At 48.7% G+C, this 24577-nt stretch carries 17 protein-coding genes; 7 read left to right on the top strand and 10 right to left on the bottom strand.

Annotated features, from left to right (window positions below):
• Positions 1–218 precede the first annotated feature (218 nt).
• From PGL01S_RS04485 to PGL01S_RS04495, 3 genes are read left to right on the top strand one after another with little or no spacing between them, the layout of a single operon-like run.
• The gene (locus tag PGL01S_RS04485; RefSeq protein ID WP_127491843.1) at positions 219–1823 is read left to right on the top strand and encodes a flavin monoamine oxidase family protein; all 1605 of its coding nucleotides are present in this window, start codon (positions 219–221) and stop codon (positions 1821–1823) included.
• Positions 1824–1841: 18 nt separating this feature from the next.
• The gene (locus PGL01S_RS04490; protein WP_127491845.1) at positions 1842–2399 is read left to right on the top strand and encodes a RidA family protein; all 558 of its coding nucleotides are present in this window, start codon (positions 1842–1844) and stop codon (positions 2397–2399) included.
• A 48-nt stretch (positions 2400–2447) separates the two neighbouring features.
• Positions 2448–2633 carry a twin-arginine translocase TatA/TatE family subunit gene (locus PGL01S_RS04495; RefSeq protein WP_015846706.1) on the top strand — a complete coding sequence of 62 codons (186 nt, stop codon included), beginning with the start codon at positions 2448–2450 and terminating at the stop codon, positions 2631–2633.
• A 125-nt stretch (positions 2634–2758) separates the two neighbouring features.
• Here PGL01S_RS04495 and xylB read toward each other — a convergent pair whose 3' ends face one another.
• The 4 genes from xylB to PGL01S_RS04515 form a co-directional block, all read right to left on the bottom strand.
• Entirely contained in the window at positions 2759–4255 is a 1497-nt protein-coding gene (gene xylB, locus PGL01S_RS04500) for a xylulokinase (protein ID WP_127491847.1), read from the bottom strand.
• Positions 4256–4295: 40 nt separating this feature from the next.
• Entirely contained in the window at positions 4296–5609 is a 1314-nt protein-coding gene (xylA, locus tag PGL01S_RS04505) for a xylose isomerase (RefSeq protein WP_127491849.1), read from the bottom strand.
• Between the two features lie 656 nt (positions 5610–6265).
• Positions 6266–6505 carry a hypothetical protein gene (locus PGL01S_RS04510; RefSeq protein ID WP_127491851.1) on the bottom strand — a complete coding sequence of 80 codons (240 nt, stop codon included), beginning with the start codon at positions 6503–6505 and terminating at the stop codon, positions 6266–6268.
• A gap of 342 nt (positions 6506–6847) precedes the next feature.
• Positions 6848–7471 (bottom strand): ECF-type sigma factor, encoded by a 624-nt coding sequence (locus PGL01S_RS04515; protein ID WP_127491853.1) that lies wholly within the window; start codon positions 7469–7471, stop codon positions 6848–6850.
• A 390-nt stretch (positions 7472–7861) separates the two neighbouring features.
• Between PGL01S_RS04515 and PGL01S_RS04520 the strand changes: the two genes are divergently transcribed.
• Both PGL01S_RS04520 and PGL01S_RS04525 read left to right on the top strand, forming a co-directional pair.
• On the top strand, positions 7862–8179 hold the full coding sequence (locus PGL01S_RS04520; protein ID WP_127491855.1) for a helix-turn-helix transcriptional regulator: 318 nt from the start codon (positions 7862–7864) through the stop codon (positions 8177–8179).
• A 252-nt stretch (positions 8180–8431) separates the two neighbouring features.
• Positions 8432–9595: an ROK family transcriptional regulator gene (locus PGL01S_RS04525; RefSeq protein ID WP_127491857.1), complete on the top strand. Its 1164-nt coding sequence runs from the start codon at positions 8432–8434 to the stop codon at positions 9593–9595.
• Between the two features lie 38 nt (positions 9596–9633).
• Here the strand turns inward: PGL01S_RS04525 and PGL01S_RS04530 are convergent, their stop codons facing one another.
• The 5 genes from PGL01S_RS04530 to PGL01S_RS04550 all read right to left on the bottom strand — a co-directional run bounded on the left by PGL01S_RS04530 (position 9634) and on the right by PGL01S_RS04550 (position 21642).
• Positions 9634–16140: a hypothetical protein gene (locus tag PGL01S_RS04530; protein WP_127491859.1), complete on the bottom strand. Its 6507-nt coding sequence runs from the start codon at positions 16138–16140 to the stop codon at positions 9634–9636.
• Positions 16128–17336 (bottom strand): S-layer homology domain-containing protein, encoded by a 1209-nt coding sequence (locus tag PGL01S_RS04535; protein WP_164775378.1) that lies wholly within the window; start codon positions 17334–17336, stop codon positions 16128–16130. Before PGL01S_RS04535 ends, PGL01S_RS04530 begins: the two co-directional genes overlap by 13 nt.
• A 183-nt stretch (positions 17337–17519) precedes the next feature.
• On the bottom strand, positions 17520–19142 hold the full coding sequence (locus PGL01S_RS04540; protein ID WP_127491863.1) for a cellulase family glycosylhydrolase: 1623 nt from the start codon (positions 19140–19142) through the stop codon (positions 17520–17522).
• 174 nt (positions 19143–19316) lie between these two features.
• Positions 19317–20534 carry an MFS transporter gene (locus tag PGL01S_RS04545; protein ID WP_127491865.1) on the bottom strand — a complete coding sequence of 406 codons (1218 nt, stop codon included), beginning with the start codon at positions 20532–20534 and terminating at the stop codon, positions 19317–19319.
• Positions 20535–20562: 28 nt separating this feature from the next.
• Positions 20563–21642 carry a lactonase family protein gene (locus tag PGL01S_RS04550; protein ID WP_127491867.1) on the bottom strand — a complete coding sequence of 360 codons (1080 nt, stop codon included), beginning with the start codon at positions 21640–21642 and terminating at the stop codon, positions 20563–20565.
• 185 nt (positions 21643–21827) lie between these two features.
• Between PGL01S_RS04550 and PGL01S_RS04555 the strand changes: the two genes are divergently transcribed.
• Positions 21828–22190, top strand: coding sequence for a LytTR family transcriptional regulator DNA-binding domain-containing protein (locus PGL01S_RS04555; RefSeq protein ID WP_127491869.1), 363 nt, complete (start codon positions 21828–21830; stop codon positions 22188–22190).
• Between the two features lie 110 nt (positions 22191–22300).
• Positions 22301–23305 carry an aldose 1-epimerase gene (locus tag PGL01S_RS04560; protein ID WP_127491871.1) on the top strand — a complete coding sequence of 335 codons (1005 nt, stop codon included), beginning with the start codon at positions 22301–22303 and terminating at the stop codon, positions 23303–23305.
• Positions 23306–23600: 295 nt separating this feature from the next.
• Here PGL01S_RS04560 and sbnB read toward each other — a convergent pair whose 3' ends face one another.
• On the bottom strand, positions 23601–24569 hold the full coding sequence (sbnB, locus tag PGL01S_RS04565; protein WP_127491873.1) for a 2,3-diaminopropionate biosynthesis protein SbnB: 969 nt from the start codon (positions 24567–24569) through the stop codon (positions 23601–23603).
• Between the last annotated feature and the right edge of the window lie 8 nt (positions 24570–24577).

Consider the following 24577-nt stretch of genomic DNA (forward strand, 5'->3'; position numbering starts at 1 on the left):
GCTGGAGTAGCCTGCGTTTTTATGAGATATGGAGTCTCTGCTCGCACCTATAAATGGTTATAATTACCTAATAATCTATTTTTGATTGATTATTTTTATCTTAGTAATAAATTTTATTTATGTAAGAGTTTCTAACAAAATGTTGGCGAAGGCTTGAAAAACCGTGCTACATTTCTTTCCGAGACGAGCAAATCGATCAAGCGAAGGAGTTGACGGGCATGGAAACAAAAGAGACGCCAAATGAACTGTCGCGCAGACAATTTCTGACGACGGTCGGCAAAATCGGCGGTGCCGCCGCCGTGTTTAGCGTAATGGGGACGATGGGGTTATTTTCGCCGGAGACGCTGAAAGCAGCGGAGTATGAGCCTCCATCCAGCTGGGATCTGAAAGGCACTAACCGATCGGGCAAAAAAGTCGTTATCCTCGGCGCTGGCGTCGCCGGCCTGACAGCAGCTTATGAGCTCGGCAAAGCTGGCTATAATTGTACGATCCTTGAAGCCCGCGCCCGTTCCGGGGGCCGTAACTGGTCCGTACGCCGCGGTACGACGGTAACTGAGCTTGGCGGACAAAAGCAGGTTGCGCGGTTTGATGACGGTATGTACCTGAATGCGGGTCCGATGCGTATCCCGCAGTTCCACGTCACAATGGATTACTGCCGCGAGTTCGGCATTGCGATGGAGCCGTTCAACAACGTCAACGAAAGTGCCTACTATTACAATGAAAACGTCGGAGCTTTGTCCGGTACCCGCGTCCGCAAGCGGGCGGCAAAGGCCGATGTAAGAGGCTACGTTAACGAGCTGCTCGCCAAATCCATCAATCAGCCTGGACTGGACCTTCCGGTTTCCACGGAGGAAAAGGAGAAAATCGTCGCTTATCTCCGCTCCGAAGGCAATCTCGACGCCGATCTTTTCTACAAGGGATCGTCCCGCGGCGGCTATAAGGATGAACCGGGTTCAAGGCTTGATGCCGGCGTTATCCGCGATCCATTCGAGATGAAGGCGATCATTAATTCCGGCTTCGGCAACTTCTTCGCAAGCGAGTACAGCTATGATCAGCAAATGATGATGTTCCATCCTGTCGGCGGCATTGACGCGATTCCGAAGGCTTTTGAGAAAAGGCTTGGCAACCGGATTAAATTCCACTCCGAAGTAACCGAGTTCAAGCATGTCGGAGATAAGGTGCAGGTGACCTATACCGACCTCTTGAACGGCGAAGCCAAGCAAATCGAAGGCGATTTCCTGATCTGTACGATTCCGCTCTCCGTTCTGAAGAACATCAAGCATGATTTGTCTCCGGAGATGACCAAGGCCATCAACAACACGAAATATGCGAACGCGGGTAAAATCGGTCTGCAGTTCAAACGGCGGTTCTGGGAGGAAGACGATCAAATCTACGGCGGCAATACGCTGACGAATATGGATATCTCATCGATCTATTATCCGCCAACGAATTATTTTGCGAAGAAGGGTCTGCTGCTTGGCTACTATGCCCAAGGCGCCAACGCGGACAAGATCGGCGCGTTATCCTTCAAAGAACGCGAAGCGCATGCGCTTGAACAAGGCGGTAAAATTCACCCGCAATACTATAACGAATTTGAATCTTCGTTCTCCGTGAACTGGAAAACGATCAAATACAACGAAGGCAGCTGGGTCTCCTACTCGGAAGACGACCGCAAGACCAACTATCCGGTGCTCTGCAAGCCTGACCGCCGCGTCTATCTGGCAGGCGAGCATATCAGCTACATTACGGCCTGGATGGCAGGCGGCATTGAATCCGCGCGTTCGGTTGTTACCGACATTCACGAGCGCGTAATGAAGGAATAGACAAAGGAGGAGCCTGTAATGAAGATGACTGGAAAAATGAAAGTACTCGCCGGGGCGATTGTGATCTCCTGCCTCGCCGCAACGGCCAGCGTATACGCGGCGGTTACGCCTAATAAATACCCGCTCGCCCCTATTCACGAGCCTGAATTTTACGGCAATCCCTCTTCCGCGATCTCTAGCGCTGTAGCGATGCCGGCAGGCACGGCAACGTTCGAAACAAGCGGCACGGTCCCTTCCGTCGTGAACAAGGAAGGCAAAACGATCTACGATCGTTACGGCGATACCGAAAAGCAAGGCCTCAGCGTCCTTAAAAATATCGAGACCCTGCTGAAAGAGCAAGGCCTCTCCATGAAGGACGTCACGTATCTGCGCGTATACATAGCGCCCGATGCCGCAAAAGGAGGCAAGTTCGACTTTGACGGATGGAATAAAGCCTATGCCAAATACTTCAATACCAAAGAGAACCCCGTCAAAACGGCGCGTTCTACCGTTGGTGTCGCAAGCCTTGTCAACTCGGATTGGCTGATCGAGATCGAAGCCGTTGCCGCTTACCCAAGCAATCATAACCAAGACTAATTTTATTGGAGCTAAAATGCAAAATAACAATAGAATGGAGATGATCGTATGCTTCAAAACGTTGGATTCCCTGGTCTTATGATGATTCTTGTTGTCGTGTTGATCATTTTTGGTCCTTCCAAGTTGCCTGAGCTAGGCCGGGCCGTAGGCCGCACTCTTCACGAGTTCAAGTCGTCGGCGAAAGAACTTGTCTCCGATACGAAGGAAGAAGTCGTATCCGAGAGCAAGTCCTAGCATTTAGAGAGGCCGTACCCCTTCCTACCGGGTACGGCCTCTCTTTTGTCCCAAACCAAAAAAAGAACCGTTCCTCCCGGTTAACCGGAAGAAACGGTATCAACTCGCGTTATATGATGCGGTAATTAACCGCGGTATGCAACAAGCTCTTCGTTCATGCCGCGCGTCTGCGCGTAAACCTGCTGGTAAATACGGAACAAACCTTTGTACGTCTCAACCGCTTCAGGCTGAGGCTCATACGAAGCCGCATGCTTCACGAATTGCTCCGCGCAAGCTTCCAGGCTGTCGAACCAGCCGCAGCCGTAAGCTGCGAGCATTGCCGCGCCAAGGCCCGGGCCTTGTTCATTCTCAAGCGCAACAACCGTTGCGTTAAAGATATCAGCCTGCATTTGCAGCCATACCGGATTTTGCGCGCCGCCGCCGATGGAAACCACTTTATCGACCGTTTTGCCAACGCTGCGGAACAGATCAACGGACTCGTTAAGCGAGAACGTGATCCCTTCCATTACCGCACGGGCAAAATGAATGCGTTCATGCGAGCCGTCTACGCCAATAAAGCTTGCGCGGATAGCCGGATCGGCATGAGGCGTACGCTCGCCAACGAGGTAAGGCGTAAAGATCAATCCGCCCGCACCCGGTTTTACTTCGCCTACACCCTGCAGCATTTCGTCAAACGATTCGTTAGGTGCGAAGGTTTTCTTGAACCAGCTCAGGCTGTAGCCTGCAGCAAGCGTTACGCCCATCGCATAGAAGGAATTTTCTTTGCCGTGATTGAAGAAATGGACCTTGCCTTGGAAGTCTTTGTCCTTGTCATTCTCGTAAGCGAGAATAACGCCCGAAGTACCAATACTCGACAATGTGAGTCCTTCGGACAGGATGCCAGCGCCAATCGCTCCGCAAGCATTGTCGGCGCCGCCGGCAAATACTTTTGTCGAGGACTGAAGCCCGGTGCGTTCCGCAATCTCAGGCAGCAAAGTGCCTACGAGACCATGGGATTCTACCAGCGGCGGGCAGAAGCTAGAAGGAAGGCCAAACGCGGCAAGCACGTCACCACTCCATTCTTTCCCCGCTACATCAAGAAGCAAAGTGCCCGCAGCATCGGAATAATCCATATGCAGCTCGCCAGTCAGAGCATAACGAACATAGTCCTTCGGCAGCACAAACAGCTTCGCTTGCTCGAACGCTTGCGGCTCGTATTGACGAACCCACAGAATCTTCGGCAGCGTGAAGCCTTCAAGCGCCGGGTTGCGGGTAATGCCAAGCAGCTTGTCGCCAAGCGTGCGCTCGATCTCGCGGCATTGCTCCGTTGTACGCGTATCGTTCCACAGGATTGCGTTGCGTACAGGCTTGTTCTCTGCGTTCAGCAGTACAAGGCCATGCATCTGCCCGGAGAAGCTGATGCCTTCAATCTGGTCGGCAGCGATGCCATTGGATGAAGCAAGTTCGTTTAAAGCTTCGATTGTAGCTTGAACCCAGTCCTCCGGCTTTTGCTCGCTCCAGCCGGAATGCTCGTGGAACAGCGGATAGCTGCGGGATGCTTCCGCAGCTACCGTTCCGTTCTTGTCAACGAGCAATGCCTTTACGGCACTTGTGCCTAAATCTATACCAACTACATAACTCATTGACATAATCCTCCCGTTGCCTAAGTTATTTCCCAGCTAATTAAACGCTGAAAATAACTTCGCTGAGCATCAGTCTCATGCGCTCTTGCTTGCCGGATTTGTTAACGATCGGGTTGTTTTGCAAAGCGTAAGCTTCAAGGGATGCCAGGGAAGCTTTACCTGCAACAACGTCAGCGCCGATGCCGGATTTAAAGCTGCTGTAACGGTCTTCAACGATTTGGTCAAAGATTCTTTCTTCGATCAGCTTCGCAGCCGCTTTCAGACCCCAAGCGAAGGAATCCATACCAGCGATGTGAGCCAGGAAGAGATCCTGATCTTCGAACGAGCCACGGCGTACTTTCGCGTCGAAGTTAACACCGCCGCGAGTCAGACCGCCGGCTTTCAGAACTTCAAACATCGTCAGTGTAGTCGAGTACAGGTCAGTTGGGAATTCGTCGGTATCCCAGCCGAGCAGCAGGTCGCCTTGGTTAGCGTCAAGGGAGCCCAGCATGCCGTTGATTGCAGCCGTACGGATTTCATGCTCGAAAGTATGGCCGGCAAGCGTTGCATGGTTTGCTTCAAGGTTCAGCTTGAAGTAGTCTTTCAGGCCGTATTTTTGCAGGAATGCAATTGTTGTTGCAGAGTCGAAGTCGTATTGGTGTTTAGTTGGCTCTTTTGGCTTAGGCTCGATCAGGAATTGAGCGTCGAAGCCGATTTCTTTCGCGTAAGCGATAGCCATATGGTACAGACGGGCAAGGTTGTCGAGCTCGAAGCCCATGTCCGTGTTCAAAAGGTTCTCGTAGCCTTCGCGGCCGCCCCAGAATACATAGTTTTCAGCGCCCAGCTCTTTACCGACTTCAAGGCCTTTTTTCAGTTGCGCAGCAGCGTATGCGTATACGTCAGCGTTGCAAGTTGTGCCAGCGCCGTGTACATAACGCGGGTTCGAGAACATGTTAACCGTATTCCACAGCAATTTCTTGCCGGTTTGTTGTTGTTGGTCTTTCAGCATAGCGACGATAACGTCGAGGTTTTTGTTCGTTTCTTGCAGCGTAGCACCTTCAGGAGCGATATCCACGTCATGGAACGCATAGAACGGCGCGCCGATTTTGTCCAGGAATTCGAAGTTAGCTTCTACGCGAGCTTTCGAACGGTCCAGGCCGTCGAATTTGTCCCAGCCGCGGACCATCGTTGCGTTACCGAACGGATCCGTACCGTTAGCGTTGAAAGTGTGCCAGTAAGCAACCGCGAAACGAAGATGCTCTTCCATTGTTTTGCCAAGAACCACTTGTTTAGGATCGTAGTGTTTGAATGCAAGCGGATTGTCGGAGCCTTTGCCTTCGAATTGGATCTTGCCGATGTTAGCGAAATACGTCATGAGATGAATATCCTCCTTTAAAATGTACGAGTATAAGTTCAATCTTCTCGTTAGCTAAATGTGTTTTGAAAACGCTCACCAATAATATAGCACGGGTAACTTAGTTTGTCTATTAAACAAACTAAGATATTTTTTAACATTTTTTCAGGAGTAATATTCCCCTTCGTTTGCTTCAATACACTGAAGTAAAAGGGAAATAAAAAACTGCCATTTCTAGTCCGGCAGCCTACCGATATAAATCAGGTCAATTGTAGGTACGCGATAAAGAGCGCATAATCTCATGGCTATGCTGCATGGAATCAAGCGGCTGTCCTTCTCGTACTCCAATAACAAGTCATTGGAAACACCTATTCGTGCAGCAACGTCACTAACCTCCAGTTGGTTCGCAAGGCGAATTTCTTTAAATGTAAAGACCACTCGAATCACACTACCCTCCTGATAATAGCTGATCCTCATATTTGAAGATGCCAGAAAACAAGCGATACGCTTCGCTCTATATAGGCCGACTATTTAATAAGAACATGTGTTCCTATTATATACCAAACATACGTTCCTATTGCAAGTTGAAAATAATTTGGAAATAGGGTTCGAAACAAACCTCCATACTGAATAAGCAGCATAATTTCAAAAAAAGCCTCTCTATGTCAATGGCTGATTTAATTTGCATCCTTGCCACTATTCTTCGTTTTAACGCAGCTGTAGGCACCAGATGCAGTGAGCCCGATGGTAGCAATGTTAACGATAGTATCTCGTACAGCAGAAGGTACCATTACCAAGATAGCAGCTATACCAATTGCAATGACTGAGCTATGCTTGGCCGTGACTCCATAACCTTTAATTACACCAACAAAAGCCGCCACAAGGGCAGCCAGGTGAAGAATTTCTGATTGTTCCATTGCGTTCGCCTCCAATCGATCAATTCGACATAGTCGCGATTTCTACTGACAACAAAAAAAGCCCTGCGCTCTCGCAAAGCTTTGCCCAATCTTCCCAGTTCATTTTTACCCAAACCGCTGGTTAGCGCATATGGCATCAACCTCCCCCTTCATCATCCGATAATGTTAGCCTACGATAAAAGGCTGCGGAACTATTGTCCGCAGCCTGGCATCCAAGTAAAAAGCCGCCCTAGGGGGCGGCTGGCTACTGGTTAACATTTCGTTTGATACTATCATATTAGCACGGGTTGACTTGCCTAAACAGTACATGCAAGGGGACAACCTTAGGGACAACTTTATACTTTATGCCGAAAGAATAATATATTGTTCAATCGCCTGCTTTCTCCAACGTTTATATGTCCGTTCCACAATCCCCAGAAGGCTGATCGTTTCTTCTACCGTTTCTCCCTCAACATACCTCAAGCGAAGAAGCTTGGATAAATTCGGTTTATAGCACTCGAGCGCCATAAGGATAGTGTCGATCTGACTAAGCTCCTCCTGCAAATACTGCAGCTCGGTTATGCGATCAAGAACGGCGTCAAAATCATTTTTTGTATCATCGTATCCCCGTGCGGCAATCACCTTCTTGATTTTCCCGCGCAGCTCAGCCAGAAGCATCTCGTCCTCTTCGTTTTCCGCTTCCTTTGGAATCTCGGCAAGCTGACTTTTGAGACCAGTCCGTTGTTTGGACAAATAGGCGTTTGCCGCTTTTTCCAATTTCTGTTCGTGTTTCGTTAAGTACTTATAACTTGGCATTCCCCTCAATCTCTGATGCAAAGCCTGGAGCTTATCGTCCTGATTAAGCCATCTCATCGTCAAACCGGCTCCTATCGGATAATGATCGAGAACCTGGATTCTAGCCTGGATTTGCTTATATCTATTTAATTGATGAATAACTTGTTTTTCTTCCATTGTTTTTTCACTCATCCTCAATTTCTCCTTTGCCGGGCCTAATATATATTTGATTAGAACCTTTCATATCTCGCAATATTTGCTATACTATCAATAATTAGATTTGCCTTAAGACTGTCTTGGCTCCTACCCCAAGGCAGTCCCTGCTTTACCGGTTAAGACACTGATTATCCACTATTAGTGGATATATCTACTTAAAGTAGATTGGCAGTCAAAAAAAATATCTTCCTTTCAGCGATATTCATTTTACAAATTGCATCATCCTCTCGTATGCCTAAGTGTTTCCATAATATTCTTCTTAAAGTAGATTGTCAATGTTAGAACTGCCGTTTTATCTATCTTTAAGTTGATCTTAATGGATCTTTTTTTGTACAATTACCTTAAAACAAGTATGGAGTGATTACGTTGAGTATCAGCGCAAATTTAAAAAAGCTACGTGAAAAATACGACCTAACGCAGCAGGATCTCGCTGATATTGCAGGTGTTACGAATAAAGCTGTTTCAGCCTGGGAGACAGGCCTGAAAGAGCCTCGCATGGGCGCAATCGAGAAGATCGCGAACAGATTTGGACTCAAGAAGAGTAATCTCATCGAAGAAAATGGAATGGATCTTACGTTTCAACCTAATCAAGAAGAAACAAACGGCGAGGATTGGACCGAGGAAGAATTAAATGAAATCAATGCTTTTAAACGCTTTATCCTGTCGAAGCGTCAACATAAATAAGAGGTAGGTTTGAAGTCAAATTTACCTCAAACAGGCTTTCCCCTTTTTCTCCCCTGCATCGTTTAATAACCTCATTACTGTTTGTCCAACGATGGACGAATCACAAATCCACATCTATATCTTCATTTCTCCCACTCTTAGTTTGTATATTAAACAAACTAAGTTTTTGTGTTAATATGTTTACTACAGCCGTACACGGGGAAATTCTGATACAATAGGCTGAATGGACGACATGGACGGAGGCAATTGCAGTTGAAAGTAACTACGACAGGCGATTTGACCCTTATTAAAAAAATAAATACATCCATCGTGCTGGAAGCCGTGCTGAAACAAGCCCCCCTCTCCAGAGCGCAAATTTCCGAGCTTACGGGGCTGAACAAAGCAACTGTCTCCAATTTGGTTCAAGATTTGATCGACAGTGATCTTGTGGTAGAGATTGGTCCCGGGGAATCAAGCGGCGGACGCAAACCGGTTATGCTCTTGTTTAACGGTATGGCCGGATATGCCGTTGGCATCGACCTTGGCGTCAATTATATTCGCGGGGTGCTTGCCGACCTTGAGGGCAATGTAGTGGCCGAGCTTCAGCGAAGCCTCAAAAAGCATCAGCTTGAGTTCACCCTGAAGGAACTGATTCAATGTATACAAGAACTCATTGGCAAAGCGCCTGCCAGTCCGTATGGAATTGTGGGAATTGGCATTGGCGTACCGGGTATCGTGGATGACCAGGGCTCCATCCTGTTTGCCCCGAACCTGGAATGGCAGCATGTCGAGCTTCAGCACATGCTGGAGGAAGAGTTCAAGTTGCCGGTTACAATAGATAATGAAGCAAACGCGGGCGCGCAAGGCGAGCAGAAATACGGGATTGGCCGCGGCATCGCCCATCAGATCTATGTCAGCGTCGGGATTGGTATCGGTACGGGGATCATTCTTAATAAAGAATTATATAAAGGGGCTACCGGATTCTCCGGCGAGCTTGGGCATCTGTCCATTGAATATAACGGCAAGCCTTGCCGATGCGGCAATGAAGGCTGCTGGGAGCTTTATGCTTCCGAAAATGCGCTGCTTGAACAAGCTGCTCCGCTTGGCTTCGACAATTTAGAGGATCTTCTTGACGCAGCGGAAGCTGGCAACGAAGAGGTTCGAGCGTTATTCTATAAGATTGGCGAGTATATGGGTGCGGGTATTTCGAACATCGTAAACGTGTTCAACCCCGACGTTGTGATCATCGGCAATCGCATGAGCCGGGCAAAAACATGGCTTGAGGAAGCGGTGCAATCCTCCGTTACCCGCCGGACATTGCCTTACCATCGCGAGCGGCTTCGGATTCTTTTCGCAGAGCTGCAGGATCAGTCGGCCGTACGAGGCGCCGCGTATTATGCGATCAGCAAGTTTTTTACGAAAATCAAAACCGGATAACGAAGAAAGGCTGCCCTCGAATGGGCAGCCTTTTTGTATTATTTCACCCTATGAACGCCTACGATATCGTAGACATTGCCTTCAATCTGTACCGTCACCGTATCCCGCTTCACAATGCCATTATTGTAATAAGCCGTGAACTCGAAGATTAGCGGCCCTTTCTTGAAATCGTTGAATGTTTTTTCCCACAGCTCGCCTTGCCAGCCGGAACGGGAACTGTTCGAAGACGTTAATGATGCGGAATAGCTTTTCATCGCAACTTCGACCCGGTCTGCCTTTGTTGCCGTTCCGGTGTTTGTCGTTAAAGCTGACAATAGGAACTTCTCGCCGGCCCAAAATACGTTATACCCCCGCGGCGAATCCTCCTTGCCGCTCTGCTTCTTGTTGAATTCCTTCCGTTTCTCATCCCACTGCTCGGTATGCTTCACGTAACCCGTTAATCCAAGCGCCAGTACCTTTACCTTTTTCTCGGTCTGAACGGTTTCCATGCCGTCGCTGACCGAGAGCAGCATCGTCCAGTCTCCCGTTTCCGTCATTCGCAGGCTTGGGCCCGTTAACGGATAAGGTGTTTTGAAGCTATAAGCGAAGGTTCTGGTTACGCCGGTTGGACTAGTCAGCTTATACGTTATAGCAAGATCATTGTTATCCGGGTCGGATGCGGCAGTCGTAAACACGACCGTATCCCCCTCGTATACCGGCTTTGGCGACCAGTCAAAATCTGCGGTTGGCGGACGGTTCGTTGAGAAATAAATATATTCGTATTGGCCCATATTCCCTGCAACGTCCGAATCCACCACCATCAGCCGGTACTTCGCTCCAGCTAGCAGCCCTCCTACCGTGTAGCTGGTCGTTGCATTAGAGAGAGAAATGCTGTATTCCGCGGTTCCGTTGTTGTTCAAATCAATGTTAGTCGTTGAACCGTCCTCATTCACTTTTTGCATATAAAAGGCTCTAGACGCATGACCGGATGACGGTGCCGCATCACTAAACGGATTAAACGTAACTTTTACCGATGTTGGCTTGATCTCAAGCTGCTCATTCGTATCATTCGGTGGAACCGTATCAACAAAGAAATAGCCATTCTCTGAATAACCGCCCCATGCAAAGCTGTCGCTTGCTCTTGCCCTCCAGTTATGAAGTCCTTCCCGCAATGCCGGGGTTGTATAGGAGGTTGCGCTAACCGCACTGTTTGTGTCTACCGCAAGCTCTGAACCTGCGTTGTAAAAGACCTCGTAATCAACCCTGGACACCGGCTGATTATCAACATCGGTAACGGATACTTTCAGCAGCGGGCGATTATTATTCGTATAGATAGGTTCAGAAGCTTTTGCCCCGTTAAAAGACAACAGATGCGTCACTGGCGGCGTGTTCAAAATAAAATATACGATATTGCTGTCATCCGACCAGTACCCTTTGGAATAGACGCGGCCTTGCACTTTTACTTTTCGCCCCTGCTTGATTCCTTCATCAAGAATGAACGAGGTATCGTTGCCGGGGAAAGTCCCTTCCATAATGGCTGTCCCATTATCAACATAGGAGACCTTCAGATAGAACTTCTCTTGCGGATCTCGATCGGCATCGCTGTACGTCCATCGCAAGACTGGCTCTCCTCCAAGCAGAGTCGGGCTAGCCAAAGTTCCTCCCGGATAGGCGATAATCATCTGCGGCCTATGTTGATTTGCAGCAGGGAGCGCTTCCTTGTATACGCGAGTCTCTACCCAGTAGGACCATACGCCAAAGCCATCCTGCACTTGCTCTTGAATAATAAGTTCCACCCCGGGGCGGGTATAGAGCTCCCTCTTACCGGCAGTCCACGCCGTTTCATCGGCCCATCTGGTCCGGAATTTGCGGTCCGCCAAATAATCCGGGATATCCGGATCATAGGAGGTGTCAAATGCGGCATAATCAAGCGTCTCCCCTTCGGGGTACACAATACCCGTGAATCGGACATCAGGCCGAGCAATTGGACGGCGGTGCACATAAAGTTCTTTGGTTACCGGTTCCGACCACGACTCATATTCATCCATGCCGGGACTATCCTTTGCTCGAAACGTGATATTGTAAAGGCCAGGCTTATCCAGCGATGGAAGCTTTACCTCGAAGGCTTTGCCGTCAAATGCACTTTCCCCAAGCGAGTTGGCAAAATAATTCGGATCATGACGGTAGCTCCACTCTTCGGCCAACTCGGGATCTTGTTCGATATCGTCAAAAATGGTCTCGTATTTGATCTCTTCTCCCACCAGAACGGATTGATGGGTTTCTTCCACATAATAATCCCCATAATTCTTAACCTTTACATCGCTAAACTTAGCTTGCTGCTGGCCAAGAGACAGGATGCCTACTGAACCTTGCCTGTACGTAGTGTCTGAAATTTCAATCAATTTAGCATGGTTGATATAGACGCGCAAAGTGCCGTTACTGGCTTCAAGCTCAAAGGGATACGTTACAAACGGTGATCGCGGATAGTCTACCGATTGCAAAGCTGTTTTCGTACCCGCTGCGACTTTGAATAACGTAAGCTTGTCCTTGGTCCACTCGGCTGCGTACATTTTTTTTCCGTCCTGGATATGAATTGCAGCCCCAATCGGCTTATCGTTAGCCGCATCGTTAACAGCGACGTTGAAGGAGAGACGATCGTTCTTCAGCTTAGTTGCCGGATCGTACCATAATCCCGCCCACGTTGCGTCAACAACTTCCACGGTATTAGCATCGATGACTTTCGGATAATCGCCGCTACCGCTAGAAGGCACAAACGGAAAGACATATTGAATTCCCGAGGCCGTACCTGGCGCTGAGAATCCATAAAAAGAGCCATCCGGTAATATGCTCGTATTTAATGTTGGATCTTTTAAGAAAGAACTCGTCCACGTATAGCTCGTATCCGTCACTTCATTGTAGTAATTTATGCTGCCTTTGGTGTTATTATAGGGATCAATAGGGCCCCTTCCATTTACAACAATAGAAGCATAAGGCTTGTAAATCGCATTTGTATAATCCGCAAAGGCCCCATTCGTTGGATAGGCGATATTCCCGCTAGGCATTAAAAAGGCCTTTGTATTTGCAACGAGATTTCCACTTGCCTTTGGTTTGATCTGTTGTAAATACTGGTCGAAGTAATATTCTGCCCCTTGGTAACGAGTTGTTGCATATACCGTACCGTCTGGATAAATAATGGGGGTACCAACACCATAAGTATCTTCCCAACTCATTGTGTCACACCATGTTTTACAGGTTTCCCAATATTCGAGGCCATACTGCGTAGGTTCGTTAATGTTGTCATAAAAGATTTTAGAAAGAGCACCAGTTGTTCTATTCCATTGATATCCATACATAGTCGTATTCATATTGCTTCCACCACTATAGTATTGAACATAGCCCGATACATTGAAATATAGCGTCTTCCATTTATCCGTGCGGCCGCGAGTATATTCTGTCGTCGCAGTCATATAGGAGATATCGGAATTACTAGCCCCTCTGGATCCATAACCCATGACTCCTGTATCCCCATTAACCGCCATCGCATAGACCTCATAACCATCATAAGTGGTTTGAGTGGCCCATGTTAAATATAAATCACCGTCAGAGTCGATAACTCCTTTATAATTCTGCAAGAAGGTAGGGCTATACCTTATATCTTGTGTTTTTACATCCCACTTCACAGACTTATCCTGAACGGAATATTTTACTGCATGTACGTTCCAGTATTCTTGAGAGGCCCCCGTCCTTGCACGGTAGGCCATATAGAGATTTTGTCCGTCGTCCGAAACTTCGAAATACATGATGTAAGACATTTCTCCTGATATCGGTATGGTATAGCTCCCTATGAGTTGGCCTTGATTATTAATCTTTTTAACCTCATAGTTTGTTGCTCCGTATGACCCAGCCCCATAATAAAAATTCTCGTTCTTATCTGCGCCTAAATAAGTTAAACCACTAACTGCAGATAAAGAGAATCGGCTAATCTCCGTACCATTCTTTGCACTGCGTTCTACCATTTCCTGGCCTTCGCGTGAATAGAGGCGATGACCGGCATAAATGTATGGGACTGCGACCGCATTTTTGGGCAACCCCCATACAGGAAGCTTGGTTAAATCTGTAGCAACTTCGTATTTTGAGCGGCTATTGGCACCTAAACCCATGTTCGGATACTTAATAAAGAAGTCAGCCATCTTTGCATTTTTGGTTTGTAGGGCTCCATTATTTGTTTTCCAGCCTATCGTTTTGTTGGTGTTGGTTGTGTATGGCTGAATTAGCTTCCACGAACGCATAATCGATTCGCCCGAGTAAGCTAAATCCTCAGGTGCGCTGTCATCACCCTGATCCGGCTGCTGCGTCAGGCCAGACACATCAAAATTTACAAATGGCGAATAGTTGAGAACGTTGGTTGCTGCAATTTCGGATATGGCCGTTAGACCGTAATCCTCCGCCACGCTTGCGCGGTATTGCCTCTTCCCTACGGTTGTATAAGTAACGGGATACGTATCCTTGAATGGCCCTTCGTAAATGGTTGTCCACGGCTCTTCTTCATAGTTGCCGTCATTATCATGATCGTAACGCTCTTCGATTTTCATGCTTGCAAGCACATCGCCATCTACGCTTGCAGCATCGATATAGATCATCGATTCGTTAAACCGATAGGTCTGTTCCGGGCTCATGATGCTTACAATCGGCGGCTGATCGGGAACCACTTCAAAAATATGAGTGCCCCAGTCACTCTCGCGTCCCTGTGAATCAAAAACCTTGCCCTCTACGGAGTATTGACCAAGAGTTGTTGGGCGCTTGGATGGCCAGCCATTCGTATATTCAGAATCTTCAACCTTTTTGTAGCGTGTCTGATTCTTCGTAAAATCAACGGTTACCCCGCGCTCGGAAAGCGGTGTATACGAATTATACAGATGGAAGATGTTTGAGAAATCTCTCCCTTGAATAACCTTTGTTGGCCCTGTAACCACTGCAACCGGTTTAGGATCCAATACTTGCAGGGAAGCCGTATCCCATCTCGTCTCTGATCCATTGGTAACCATGATTTTTGCTTGATAGAATCCTGGCTTATCAAACTTTAAGTTAGGGTAGCGGTATTGACTATCATCCGGTATTAATTCTTGCAAGTTGTTGGAAAACGTCCAACTCATGGATGTATATCCGTCTGAATTGTTATCCAGCGTTGATTGATCGCCAGTAATAATGGTATTAGGTATAAATTCAACGTCTGCGGTGACCGGTGGGGCTGGAGGCGGAGTTGGAGTTCCTCCCGGATCCGGCGTGGCGGCATCTGGCTTCGTAACCGTTGTTGTACACTCTATTAGCTGCTCCGCCGTAGTACCGTCTGTGAAGTTTACACGGGCACGCATGACCCATGTCTCGGTGTAGCTGTCGATACCATTTAACTTAGCCTTGGGAATAGTAAAGCTGAACTTTTGCTCGATCTTGTCCAAGCCATACCCAACGGTTGAGGTCGTGTACTGGCTGCCATCATCGGCACGGCCGTAGATCGTCCAGTTCTTGACGGTTTTGGTGCCTTTTCCTGAAAGAGAGGCAGTCAGCATAGCTGTGACTGGGACATCTTTGTCAGCGAAGGTGATAGTGTCTGGTTCTGCAGAACAATCGCAAGAAACCGTTGGCGTATTAGGAGAAGCTATTGGTTCATACGTTACACGGACTTCTCCTTCGTAATAATAAGTCTCTGCAGACCAATCTAAAGCTGTCCGCATCGTATATCTTTTCGCAATTGCATTTCCGGAGCATCCTAAACAATCATCTTCATCAAGAATAGAACCTTTAACAGGAGGTATAGCGACAGTCAACTGACCTTTACCCGATATTCCTTTCCCTTTACTTTCAACTCTATGCTGAGCTATCCCGATAGGCGTCGCCTTCGTTACAGTGACAGAGGATTGAATTAAAGCCGTTTTATAAATACTTGATCCATCAATTGGTGAAGTAAAGTAAACAGGGGCATCTACTCCATCGCTAATAGCTTTAATCCATCCATCGCTTGCTTTAAGGTTACCGTTAATTGTTACCCCATTATCATCTTTTCCTGACAAGAGTCCTGGACATATAGAAAGATTTCCACTCCAGCAAGCGTCTACCGATTTAGGCGTTACGTTATATGGCCCAACGCTGTTACCTTCGATCACCCACTGTTTCCCATTAGATCTTCGATTTATTACAGCATACATATCTGACTGCACACCAGTAGCAACAGCTTTTATTTTTGTTCCATTAATTCTATTTAACAGCAACTTACTACTTGTAACAGCTCCTGTTGATTGCTGTGTTAGTTTTAATTTCCCAGTACTGTCTGCAACCATCATCCATAACTGATACAACTTAGGTTTATATCCGGATGGAACCTTCAAATCCATAGAAAAATTAGATAACGAGGAATCTTCATTATATTTTTCACTAGCCTTGAAGGATATGGATTGTGATTTGATAATGTTCGATTCTGTCGCTGCACTTGCTTTATATTGAAAACTAAATAGACTACATACTAATGCGAAAACAAGGATTTGTGGCAAAATCTTGTTTAATGTGCCCATTGATCCTTCACATCCGTCAAGTAGATTTGTTCACCACTTCCAAATGGAACATTATACCGAACTAAATGTATTGGAAATCCACCGTACTTTGCAATTTGAGATTGAATATACTTTTTAGGCATCAGTTCAAACAGATAATTATGTGCTAAGCTATTGATTTTATTAAAAGTGAAAACCTTTTGGTTATAGAATAAGCCTTCTCTTTCAATTAATTTACCATCTTCGTACATATACTGTGGTGCAGGAAGAATCGTACCTGCATTCCCCTCTGTATATGTGTAAAAGCTGCTACTCATTGAAATACCTGATCCGTCTGCTACTAAACTTTTCCCGATAATTTTATAAGCAAATACATAGCCATCACTTGGCTTATCCGATTTATTAACTGGATAATAACTAGCCCCCCTCAAATACTCCGCATAAAACCCCTTCGTATCCGCAGGATCCAAAATGATCAACTTGTCAATCGTCACGTTATACTTCTTGCTTATATCCACGGAGTAAGGCAGCTTCACCAAATCATTCTGATCAAACATCGTAATCATATTATGCCGATGCCAAGCGATCTCCGCTGCGCTGGATGCCCCTTGGTCAACCGTTAATTTTCCGCCATTAGCCAGCTTTAACAGCCTTGTCACCAGTACTGCGGCCTCCGCTCGGGTTGTTGTTCCTTCGGTGTTAATCGTCTCCGCCTTTGTCCCCGAACGGGACAAAATCCCTTTGTTCACCGCGCGGAACATCAATTCCGCCGCGCTTAACTTTTTCCCGCGATATTCCGCGTACTTGCCCCGTACCGCTAATTTCGCCATTTCGTTGCGGGTGGCGGGATTGTTCAGGTTGCCTGGATAATCCCCATCCAAGTAAATGCCCGCCTTGGACAGCGCAGTCTGATAAGGCGCATACCAATTGGACCCGCCAGCGCCCACTTCGATTTTGAAAGTCATGGCCATAACTTTGAGCAGCTCCGCCCTCGTTATTGTGTTATTTGGCTTAAACGATCCATCCGGATAACCGTTGAGTACCCCAGCCTGCACCGCTGTTTCAATGGACGATTCCGCCCAATGCCCGTCGATATCCTTGAACGAAGGTTTGGCAGCTGCTTCAACACTCCGCTCGTTACCGGTTAATCCTAATCCAACCAAACTCCCTGCTGTAACGACACTAGCTAGAACAATAGAAATCCATCTTTTCCTCACAATCTATCATCTCCCCTATGATTTTTAAGCGCTATTACGCCTCTGTTTTTTGCCTGCTTCCCCCATATTCGCAATTTTGCATAGAAAAAAAGCACACAAAAAACCCGTAAGGCTTTTGGCGTGCTTCGCTCAAAAATTATTTCTATAATATCGTAAAATATCATTTTTTGTCAAATGTTTCCGTTAATTACATTCCAGCTTAACCCACTCTACCGCAAGCGGTCCGCCTTCGGCTTTAATGGTTACGCGACAGCGGCCGGATGCCAGCGTAACGCGTTCGATTGCGGCAGTCTCCTGCCACTCCGTACCGGTAAAAGCACAAATGCCCGCAAGATGGTTATTCACTCGGATAACCGCCACCGCCTCACCTTCAATGGCCTTCGCGCGTACCGTCACGACATGCTCTAATTCCGTACCCTCCGGCAAATACAGCTCATACACCAGCCAATCCCCCGGTGCCAACCGCACATGCAGCCAGTCCTGCGGCTCCCACGACTGCCCTCCGCCATGCTGAAAATGCGCCGTCTCCCGCTCGCTGTCCGTGAAGCGGATATCCGTGCCGTCCTCGTCACGGAAGCCCAGCTTCCGCACGGTTCGTTCCCCTACTCCATAGCTGATGCCTTCTCCGTAGTATCCGTAGAAAATAGCCGGAATCCGGATTGGCGTCCGGAACAATAACGAACGTACAACCTCCGGATGGTAAACGCAGCGGTCAAACGCTAGATTATCCAGATATGCCCACAGGATCTGCTCCGCCTCTTCGGCGCTTGGCTTTTCGCCTCCGTTCAAGTATGCAACAAGCTTATCCCAGCCTTCAGGCATCATAACCGAGCATGGCGAATTGGTTGTGCCGAGCTTTTTCCAAGTCCAGAAGTTCCAGGAGATGTTATGATCCTCATACAGACGGAATGCACCCGTGTACCATTCGATATTGTTCTCTCCGCCTTCACCCATATAGATCGGCAGGTTCAGCTCTTCGCGCTTGTCCAGAAACTTCTGAATGCTTGCCGTGTCCGGGCTGTTCCAATACTTATGGAATTGCAGCATCAGATTATCGTCGATCACTTCGTCAAATACCGACCAGTCCGTCGCCCAATGCGCGCCTTCTATAATAATCATATGCCGCTCATCAACCTCGCGGATAGCCACCGCCATCTCTTTATACAATGGCATCAGCCTGTCGTTATATTGCGCATTCCAGTCCGGCAGAGGCTCGTTTAGGAGATCATATCCCGCTACGATCCACTCATCCTTGTAACGCTCCGCCAGCATGCGCCATATATCGATGGCTAACTTCCTATAATCATCGTTTAAGAACAGTTCGGGCTTATCGTTCTCGGAGTCGTCGATATTGGCACCGGTCTGGCCGCCCGGAGCACCATGCAAATCAAGTACGACGTACAGCTTATGCTCCCGGCACCAGCCAATCGCCCGGTCCAGCAGCGCGAGATGCTTCTCATTATATTGCTCCGTGCCTTCCGCCATCAGAAATCGCCAGTTGATCGGAAAACGTACCGAGTTGAAGCCCTCCTCCGCAATGCGCCGGATATCTGCTTCAGCAATGTATGTATCATAATAGATCTCCCAAAAGGAAGCCGCCTTCTCCTCGCCGATCAGCTCGCGTACCATTTTCTCTATCCGTCTTGGCCGGTCACCCGCTTCCGGAAACTTCCACATATATCCTTCAGGGAGCAGCCAGCTCCCGAATCCGACACCGCGCAGCAATATTTCATCGCCTGCTCCATTTACGATTTTCTGACCTGCGCGTTTTACGAATCCGTATACGTCCCCTAATCGACCAGCCATCTCCATTCCCCCAATAAGATTTATTATGCCTCCCAAGGCAGCCGCAAGAAACAAAAACAGCGCCTGCACACGCCGGATTAGAGCGGTTGCAAGCGCCGTTAAGGCAACTTTATCAACGGGTAAGCATCTTAAGCAATACCTGAATTTTTGAGTTGAAGCCAATTTATTGTCATCTTATTCTCTGCGGTCCTTCGGAAGCAGAACCGATAACAATCCGATCAAAGGCAAGAAGCTGCAGGCCACCATCGTATCCAAAATGCCATAATGGTCGGCTGCCGTGCCAAGCACAATCGAGCCAAGCCCGCCCATGCCAAAGGCAAGACCCGTAATCAAGCCGGATGCCATGCCTACCTTGCCGGGCAGAAGTTCCTGCGCGTAAACAACGCTGACCGAAAAGCCGGACTGCAGGATAAATCCAAGCACGAAAATAACCGGATACACCCAGCCAAGCGAGACATGCGGCAGCAGCAGAGCGAATGGCGCGGAGCCGGCTATCGAGAACAGCATCATGCGCTTTCGGCCGAACCGGTCCGACAGAATACCGCCGAAGAACGTCCCCAGCACGCCTGCCGCCATAAAGATAAAGAGCGGCACTTGAGCTGCTTTGATAGATAACCCGTATTTGTCCTGCATGTAGAAATTATAAAAGCTTCCAATTCCCGCCGCATACCACGAGCGTGCAAAAACAAGAATAAGCAGCAAAGTTAAGGCAAACGCGATAACTTTTTTGTTGTATGGCGATACTGCCGGAGCGCTGCCGGCTGCTTTTTTCTTAACCGGCGCACCCTTCTCGGCCAGCTGTGCTCCATACCAAGGGACAACCCGGAGAAGCACAAGAATAGCGGCTATCGCAAGGAAAGTCCCAAGCACGGCACCGCGTTGGCCAAGCGGGACGAAAATATAAATCGTCATCAGCGGAGCAAGCGCCTGGCCGAAGTTGCCTCCAACCTGATAGATCGATTGCGCAAGGCCGCGCCGTTCGCCCGCGGCAAAAAATACGACGCGCGAGCCTTCCGGATGGAAGACAGCCGAGCCAAAACCTACGAATACGACGGCAAGCAGCAGCATCCAGAAGCTTGGCGCGTAAGCCAGGCCTACCATCCCGACCAGACTGCATCCCATACCCACCGGGAGCATCCATGGCGCGGGCTTTTTGTCCGATAATAAACCTACCGCAGGCTGCAGGACCGACGACGTCATATTAAGGGTAAAAGCGATCCAGCCGATCTGGCCGAATTTTAAACCAAGCGAATCCTCGAATATCGGGAATAAAGCCGATACGACCGATTGCATGGCATCGTTAAGCAGATGGACAGAGCTGATAGCAAAAAGAATAGAGTATACCGTCCCCAGCTTGACTGCCGGAGAAATTTTCGCCGAATTGCCGGACATGCCGATTCCTTCTTTCTATATGCCAAGCTTACCGGGCAGCACCCAAACGAATGCACACCGGACTTGGTACTTCAAGTATCGTACCTTCCGAGTGGATATGACCCGTCTCTTCGTTAACGGAGAACAAAACGATATTGCCTGTTTTCTGATTCGCGACTAGCAGCTGGCTGCCATCCGGCAGAACAAGGAAGTTCCGCGGAGCATCGCCTTCGCAAGAAGCGTTTTGCAGAAGCGTTAAGCTTCCGTCTGCTTGATCAACCGAAAATACAGCGATACTGTTATGACCGCGGTTCGAGCTGTACAGGTAACGGCCGCATGGCGACAGATGAATATCCGCAGCATCATTGTAGCCCGAGAAGCCCTCCGGCAGAGCGGATACGGTCTGAACAGGCGTTAGCTCCCCGTTCGCCGATACATTCAGCAAGGTAACCGTCGAATCCAATTCATTCATAACATAAGCCGTGGACAAGCTCTGATGAAATACAATATGGCGCGGACCGGCGCCCGAATGAAGCTTGCAGGAGCTTTTCATCACAAGCTTGCTGCCTTCTTCGATCCGGAAGGTATGGATCAGGTCCGTGCCAAGATCATTCAGATAAACATAATTACCGTTTACAACAATGGCATGCGCATGAGGTGCTTCCTGACGCGCGGCGTTTGAGCCAAGCGGTGCCTCTTCCCGAACTACGGAAGATGCCGGCGCAAGCGTGCCGTCTTCATGAATAGGAAGAAGCGCTGCGTTACCTCCGGTATAGTTCGCAACCAATACAGCGTTATTCGCGGAATCGACCGTTATGTAACAAGGATCCGCGCCATGCGTCAGCTGGCGGTTCAGCTCCGTTAGCGCTCCGCTTCCTTCTTCAATCGCAAAGGATACAACCGAGCCTCCCGCTTCATCGCCGGTCTGCCCCGTTTCGCTTACCGCATACAAGTGACGGCCAGCCGAATCAACGGCCAGATAGGATGCGTTTTGAACTTTAGTCACTTCCTGCTTGACCGAAATTTTGCCCGCGGCGCCGTCAAATGAACATACGCGAATCGTCGGTTCTGTTGCGGCTCCATAAGAGCCAACGTATAAAATGCCAGCAAAAGTCTGGTTCTTGCTCATTTGCTCAACAACCTTTCTTTAGGTAGAGTACAGTAAAGTGAACATAGCATAAGCCATCCGTCTTCACAATGCTTTTAAACAAACATTCTGATGCCTATAAAAAAATGTCTTTTCAACCATGAATAGGCGTGATATAATGTAAGCGCTATCAAATCAGTAGTTCACATTTCTAAGGGGGAATCGGAATGATGAATACTACGCTGAGCGGCCGAAATATCTACGAGGATTTCGAACTGGAATCGGATGTGCTTTACTTCAAGCTTGGTACTCTTGGTCTAGTCAGCTTCCACGGCAGAAACTACAACATAAAGAAGAGAATGACTGCCGAACAGATCCAGCAGCTCACCGCAAATAGCAGCTTCTATCCGGTGAATACGAATTGCTACATTAATATCGGCAAGATCAAGTCCATTGCCGGCGGCGTCGTATACTTTGGCTCGGAATATCACGAGACGAAGCAAGTACCGGTACCTAGGCGCAAACAATACGTGCTGCAGCAGCTTTTCACTCAACGCACGATTAACAACGAGCTGCGCATAACACCATAAGCTCTGCCTGTACGGACAACCGCCGCATTCCAGCCCTGGAATGCGGCGGTTGTCTGTTCAAGTTCATCCTGTTATTCTAAGGGAAGGTTGATTATAAGGAGGCATTATCAATGAGCACGCAAGGAAAAGCATTCGAGGAACAATATAAAGGCGAGCCTGCGGTATGGCTGCAATGGGGCTCTTACGAAGCGGCCGTGCTTCCTGGCGTTGGCGCGAATCTGATCGCATTCCGCGACACAAGCAAAGGCTATCATATTCTCCGCGAGCCAGCCGAGCAAGAAATGGAAGCGTTTAAAGCAAACCCCGGCGTTCACGGGATTCCGGTATTGTTCCCGCCGAACCGTTATGAAGACGGTACCTTTGAGTTGGGCGGCAAAACGTATACGTTCCCGATTAACGAGCCTAAGACAGGCAACCATCTGCACGGCTTTGCCCATACGGCGGTCTGGGCGGTTGAGGACTACGGCGTAAACAAAACGGAAAGCTACGTATCCCTGAAGCTGTCGGTAGACGAGAAGCATCCGATCTTCGAATTCCTGCCGCACGCGTTTACCCTTCGTCTGCGTTACGCCTTGAACGATACCGGACTTCTTCAGCATATTTCCGTACATAATGAAGGACAAGACGCCATGCCTTGCATGGTTGCCTTCCATACTGCGGTTAACGCGCCATTCGCGCCAAACAGCACGCCGGAGGACTGCTCCTTCACGTTGACGATCGGCAAGCGCTGGGAAATGAGCGAGCGTATGCTGCCTACCGGCCAGTTCCTCCCGCTCTCCGAGGGCGAACAGGCTATTCAAACAACTGGCGTCCCTACTTATTGGGAAGCGATGGACAACCACTACACGGCAGAACCACGCAACGGCCGCAACCAAATGGTGCTGACGGATGCGCGCGAGCAGGTTGCTCTCGTGTATGACGCGGGTACAGCCTTCAAGCAATGGATGGTATGGAATAACAACGCGACTAAAGGTTTCTTCTGCCCTGAGCCGCAGCTTAACCTGGTTAATGCGCCAAACGTTGACCTGCCGGCCGATGAGATTGGTCTCGTCAGCCTGGAGCCGGGCGGCATTTGGGAGAACTCGAGCCGTTTCTACCTGCGATCGGTAAAATAATAAAATACAGCAGCCCCGGAGAGTTTTCCGGGGCTGCTGTATTTTAACCCCCATTTCTAACGAAACCTCATATTCTTATTCCGCTCATTAGAGGACTTTCAAAATTCTAACGAAACATCGAAACGTTATTTAAGAAAAACCCCTGCCAAATCAGCCCAAACTATCTAAATAACGATACTACGTTTCATTAGAGCTCAGAATCCGCTTCTATAGCGCAAATAAGAATATGACGTTTCGTTAAAACTCCGCTGCTCCGGAAAAAAGGGCTGTTCCTTCCGGAACAGCCCTTTTCTTTCTATTCCAATCTCAGACCCACGACAAGCCGCTCCGCAGCCTCGGCATAATGCGCCGCAACGGCGACATCAAAGATTGCAAGCCCCATTGGCGTAAATAACGTTGGTCCCGCAGGTCGAATGATTTGCTCCAAAGGAAGCGTCAGTGCATCGGCCAGCGTCAACGTATCTTCTGCCTGCAGGCCGGCATGCAAATGCAGACGCTCCGTATCCGTATCCGCCCGGCAAATCTCCTCCCAGCTGTCAACAATAATAGTGCCCACGTTAGATAATGCCTCCAATCGATAATCGCGCAGCGAAACATGCATGAGAATCGCATCCGGCTTGGCAGGCTCATCGATATAGCGCTCCGGCGCAGCCGTGCAAGTAAACACCACATCCGCTCCCCGGTATGCCTCCTGCCAGGATGCTGCTTTCTCAACCGGAATAACGGCCGGCACTCCCTCCAACCACTCATTAATCTCAATGTCCCTACGGTCAAAAACGGAAATTCGACTGATCCGGTCACCAAGCAGGCCGTTTAGCATATGCACGTGCATCCGCCCGATTGGCCCCATGCCGATCAACGCCACCTGTAGCGGCACCTCTTTCTCCGCAACCAGCTTGCGCAGCATCGCACCGCTCACCGCCGCTGTCCGGATAGCGCTAATGAGGCTGCCTTGCACCATCGCAACGGGAACGCCGGTATCCGGGTCATTCAGAATCGTAACGCTGTTTGCTCTCGGCAGTCCATTCTCAATATTGCCCGGAAAGCTGGCAATCCACTTGAGACCGGCAGCACGCACCGGGCGGCTGACAAAAGCAGGCATCGCAATGATCCGGTTACGCTCATCCCCGTATTTCAGATAAGGCTTTATCGGCTGCGCGCACTCGCCAGCGGCGTAAGCAGCCGCCGCATCTCCAATAAGCTCGGCCAATGCCAGCCAGTCAATGCCGATCCTCTCAAGATCTCGTTCATTCAAATAAATCATGAAATGAT

This window comes from Paenibacillus glycanilyticus NBRC 16618 (assembly GCF_004000805.1).
In the GTDB taxonomy this organism is placed as follows: domain Bacteria; phylum Bacillota; class Bacilli; order Paenibacillales; family Paenibacillaceae; genus Pristimantibacillus; species Pristimantibacillus glycanilyticus.